This window comes from Dietzia sp. SYD-A1 (assembly GCF_015356725.1).
Classification (GTDB): Bacteria; Actinomycetota; Actinomycetes; order Mycobacteriales; family Mycobacteriaceae; genus Dietzia.
Map to the genome: position 1 here is coordinate 1 of NZ_JADDKI010000358.1, position 4,247 is coordinate 4,247.

4 protein-coding genes are annotated in these 4,247 nt (G+C 70.0%); 2 read left to right on the forward strand and 2 right to left on the reverse strand.

Features of this window, described 5'->3' with window-relative positions; genetic code table 11:
* Positions 1 to 128: 128 nt before the first annotated feature.
* Together IY392_RS13715 and IY392_RS13720 are read right to left on the reverse strand one after the other, a co-directional pair.
* The gene (locus IY392_RS13715; protein ID WP_194861511.1) at positions 129 to 2,009 is read right to left on the reverse strand and encodes a long-chain-acyl-CoA synthetase; all 1,881 of its coding nucleotides are present in this window, start codon (positions 2,007 to 2,009) and stop codon (positions 129 to 131) included.
* Positions 2,006 to 2,677, reverse strand: a complete 672-nt coding sequence (locus IY392_RS13720; protein WP_182627939.1) for a TetR/AcrR family transcriptional regulator — start codon at positions 2,675 to 2,677, stop codon at positions 2,006 to 2,008. The genes IY392_RS13715 and IY392_RS13720 overlap by 4 nt, the downstream gene beginning before the upstream one ends.
* A gap of 155 nt (positions 2,678 to 2,832) precedes the next feature.
* Between IY392_RS13720 and IY392_RS13725 the strand changes: the two genes are divergently transcribed.
* Entirely contained in the window at positions 2,833 to 3,021 is a 189-nt protein-coding gene (locus IY392_RS13725) for a DUF2613 domain-containing protein (RefSeq protein WP_231750375.1), read from the forward strand.
* Between the two features lie 21 nt (positions 3,022 to 3,042).
* The coding region (locus IY392_RS13730; protein ID WP_194861512.1) for an alpha-(1->3)-arabinofuranosyltransferase family protein at positions 3,043 to 4,247 on the forward strand (1,205 nt) is incomplete at its 3' end.

A 4,247-nucleotide genomic window follows, 5' to 3' on the forward strand; every position in this document is an offset into this window, starting at 1 on the left:
TGCCCGACCACCGTCATGTCCGCCGCCACGCGCGCGGCGGCGGACATGACGGTGGTCGGGCACGCGGCGGTCGGGCATGCGGGGAGACGGCATGCGGCGGCGGGACCTCCTTCGGGGTGCCCCCGGCTTCAGGCCTTGCCGGCGACGACGTCGTTCTCCGCCCCATCGTAGAAGGGGATGTATCCCTTGTCGGACGACAGGACGTAGAGCGGGTCGTCGAACTGGGAGGTGTCGAACGCCTGCTCGCGCAGCTCGGTCTTGCGGCTCTTGTAGGTGGACGTCACCTCGAGCTCCTTGGAGAGCCGGATGAACAGCGGAACCGCGTACGACGGCAACGACCTGCGCAGGTGCTCCGCGAGCGCGGCGCCGTCGAAGTCGGACTTGTCGTGCAGCCGCACGGCGGCCATGCCCGCCTTGCCGTCGGCGCCCGGCACCGGCACGCCGTAGACCACGGCCTGGTCGACCTCGTGGCGAGCGCTGACGGCCGCCTCCACCTCGGTGGTCGCCACGTTCTCGCCCTTCCACCGGAAGGTGTCGCCCAGGCGGTCGACGAACGAGGCGTGCTTGAGGCCCTGGTCCAGCATCAGGTCGCCCGAGACGAACCAGGCGTCACCGTCACTGAAGGCGTCGCGGATGATCTTCTTCTCCGTGGCCTCCTTGTCGGTGTAGCCGTCGAAGGGCTGGGTGTCGGAGATGCCGCTGATCAGCAGGCCGATCCCGCCCTTGCCCACCTTGGTGAGCCGACCGTCCTCGCCGCGGCGGGGCTCCCCGGTGTCCGGGTCGTAGTCCACGATCGCGAAGTCCATCGGGCAGTAGCCGGTGGTCTTGGCGACGTTGAAGGCGTTGACGAACGCGATGTTGCACTCGCTGGCGGCGTAGAACTCACAGATCCGGTCCACGCCGAAGCGCTGTTGGAACTCCTCCCAGATCTCGGGGCGCAATCCGTTGCCCGTCATCACCCGGATGGAGTGGTCACGGTCGCCCGGACCGGGTTCCTGGTTGAGCAGGTAGCGGCAGATCTCGCCGATGTAGATGGCCGCGGTGGCGCGGGCGGCGCGGGCCTGATCCCAGAACTTCGACGCGGAGAAGTGCTCCTCGACGGCCAGACACGCGCCGGCGGCGAGCACGCAACCGAGGGCCACCGTGAGCGCGTTGTTGTGGTACATCGGCAGCGGGCATAGCAGGACGTCGTCCTTCTTGAGCCGGACGCCGGAGAGGCCGAAGCCGGCCAGGGCCCGGTTCCATCGGTAGTGGGACATGGTCGAGGCCTTGGGCAGACCCGTGGTGCCGGAGGTGAACACGTAGTACGCGGTCTCGTCGCCGAGCGTCTCGTCGGCCTCCGGCGGGTTGGTGGTGCCGGCGTCCGAACCCAACGCCTCGATCTCGTCTTCGAGCCAGGTCAGATCGGAGAGTTCGTCCGGGCGGTGGCCGGCGCTGAAGCCCCGGAAGGGGAGGTCGGACTCGGAGCCCACGGCGATCAACTCGCCGAGCCACTTCTCCCGGGGGATGGACGCGGCGGCCTCGGCGCACTCCGCGCCCATCAGGACGACCTTCGAGTCGATGATCTTCTGCGAGTGTTCCAGGACCTCACCACGCTGGTGGTGGTTGAGCAGGCCCACCGAGGCGCCCACCTTGACGGCACCGAGGATGGCGAGCATGACCTCGGTCCGGTTGACCATGCAGATCCCCACGGTGTCGCCGCGCCGGACCCCGCGGGCCTTGAGCACCTCGGCGACGCGGTTGGCGCGTCGGTTCGTCTCCCCGTAGGAGAGCTCGGAGCCGAGGAACCGCATGAAGGGGGCGTCCGGCTGTGAGGCCGCCAGTTCCTGGAACCTGCGGCCGATGGAGAGCTTGTCGGTCCCCCGGGAGGTGCGGACGATCCGGAGACCACGCAGAACGGTCGGCAGATCCGAGATGAGGGAGGGTAACCCGCCCGCCAGGTCCAACGGGGTGAGGGTCTTGGCCCCCTGCGATGCGCTGCGGGTGGTGGCAGTGGACGTGGTGGTCACGGCTTCTCCTCTTTAGGGGTGGTGGGTGACGCGGTTGTGGGTGACGCGGTTGTGGGTGACTCGACGGCGAGTGATCTTGCGGGATCCCCGGCGAGGCCCCGCCACGCGAGTTCGACGACCACTCCCGCGGCCACCGATTTGGGTGTGGACCGGTGCGCGACGCGGTCGGCGACCGCCTCGCCGGCCCCGACCAGCGCCGTGGCGACCACTTCGAGCACCTCGCGACTGCGCCCGTCCACCGAGTTCTGCGCCAGCAGGTCGGTGGTGAGATCCACCAGGACGGAACGGGTCTTCTCGACCTCCTCGCTGAACGCGGGTTCGGCGACGGCCTGGCGGTACACGACGTTCCACGAATCCGTGTGGTCGTCCACGTAGTCGAGGAACGCCTCCACGACGTTCTCCAGACTGTGGCGTGCTCCGGTGCCGCTGGTCGCCGCGGAGGTGAGGTGCTCGATGAGCCGCCCGGACTCGCGGGTGACGCACGCGGAGAACAGTTCCTCCTTGGAGCCGTAGTAGAGGTACAGCATCGGTTTGGAGATCTTGGCGTCCTTGGCGATGGTGTCCATCGACGCCGACCGGTAGCCGAGATCGGAGAACACGCGAATGGCCGAGTCCAGCATCTGCTGTTCGCGGATCGCGCGTGGGATCCGTTTCGTCCCCGTCGTCACGAGACTCCTTCCGGCGGGACGTGGTGTCGTGTCCCACACCAACTTACCGGCCAGTAAGTAGTTGTGGGCGACACTCCACACGATCCGTGGTGTGCCGGGTGATACCCTTTCGGCATCGGCATGCCTCGCGGCACCCGCCAGTGCACACCATTCTCGTGACCCGCAGGGAGAACTCGATGAGCTTCGGTACCGGAGCGCTCGCCAGCGCAGTCGGCGGAATCGTCCTCGGCGGCATCGTCGCCTTCGGCGCCAGCTCCGCGATGGCCGAGAACTCCATCCCGGAGGTCCCCCAGCCGCCTGCGGACCAGGCCCTCCTGGGCCAGGTCGAGTACGGCGCCCGCTAGTCCCTCCCCGCGCCGGCCGAGGTGACCCGCGGGATCCGTCTCGGTGCAGGCGCGCGCGACGCGGTCGTCGCCTTCTTCGCGTTTCTCCTCCTTGCCTGCCTGCAGGCCCCGGGTCTGGTCGTCCCCGACACCAAGTACGACCTCGTCGTGGACCCGGGTCGCTTCCTCGCGCAGGCCACCCACCTGTGGACCGGGCTGTCGTTCGGCGGTCAGGTCCAGAACCAGGCGTACGGGTACCTCTTCCCCCAGGGGCCGTTCTTCGTGCTGTTCGACCTGGTCGGGATGCCCGCCTGGCTGACCCAACGCCTGTGGTGGGCTGTCCTGTTGACGGTCGCCTACGTCGGTGTGGTCCGGGTGGCGGCCGCCCTGCGGATCGGTACGCGCCGGACCCGGGTGATGGCCGGGATCCTCTACGCCCTCGCCCCGCGGATGCTCGGCGACCTCGGGTCGATCTCCTCCGAGATCTGGCCCGTCGCACTGGCCCCGTGGGTGCTGCTCCCGGTGGTGCGGGTCCTGCAGGGACGCCTGTCCCCGCGACGGGGCGGGGCCGGTGCCGCGCTGGCCCTGGCGATGATGGGGGCGGTCAACGCGGCCGCGACCGCCATCGCCTGCCTCCCCGCGATCCTCTGGTGGCTGATGTTCCGACCCGGACGGACATGGGCCCGGCTCGCGGCGTGGTGGCTGCCCCTGTCCGTCGCGGCGTGCGTGTGGTGGGCGGTCCCGCTGGTGCTCCTGGGCCGGGTCTCCCCCCCGTTCCTGGACTACATCGAGTCGGCTGAGGTCACCACGCGGTGGTCGTCGGCGACCGAGGTGCTGCGCGGGGCCGCGACCTGGGTCCCGTTCGTGTCCACGGACCGGGTGGCCGGCGCAGCTCTCACCAGCGAACCCGTGTTCGTCCTGGCCACCGGGGTGATGGCGGCCGTCGGTGTGGTGGGTCTGGTCCACCGGGGGATGCCGGCCAGGGGCCGGCTCCTGACCATCGCCGCGGTCGGACTGGTGGCGATGGCGGCGCCGTGGGTCGGGCCTGCCGGCGGTGGACTCGCCGAGACCCTCCGCGCATTCCTCGACGGCGCCGGCGCGCCACTGCGCAACCTCCACAAGTTCGACCCCCTGCTCCGCCTGCCGTTGGTGCTCGGCACCGCCCACCTGCTGTCGGTCCTCCTCTCCGGCCCGCGCGAGGGGCCCGGCAGCACGCGAGATGAGGAGCCGGCCGCCGGCGGCTGGGC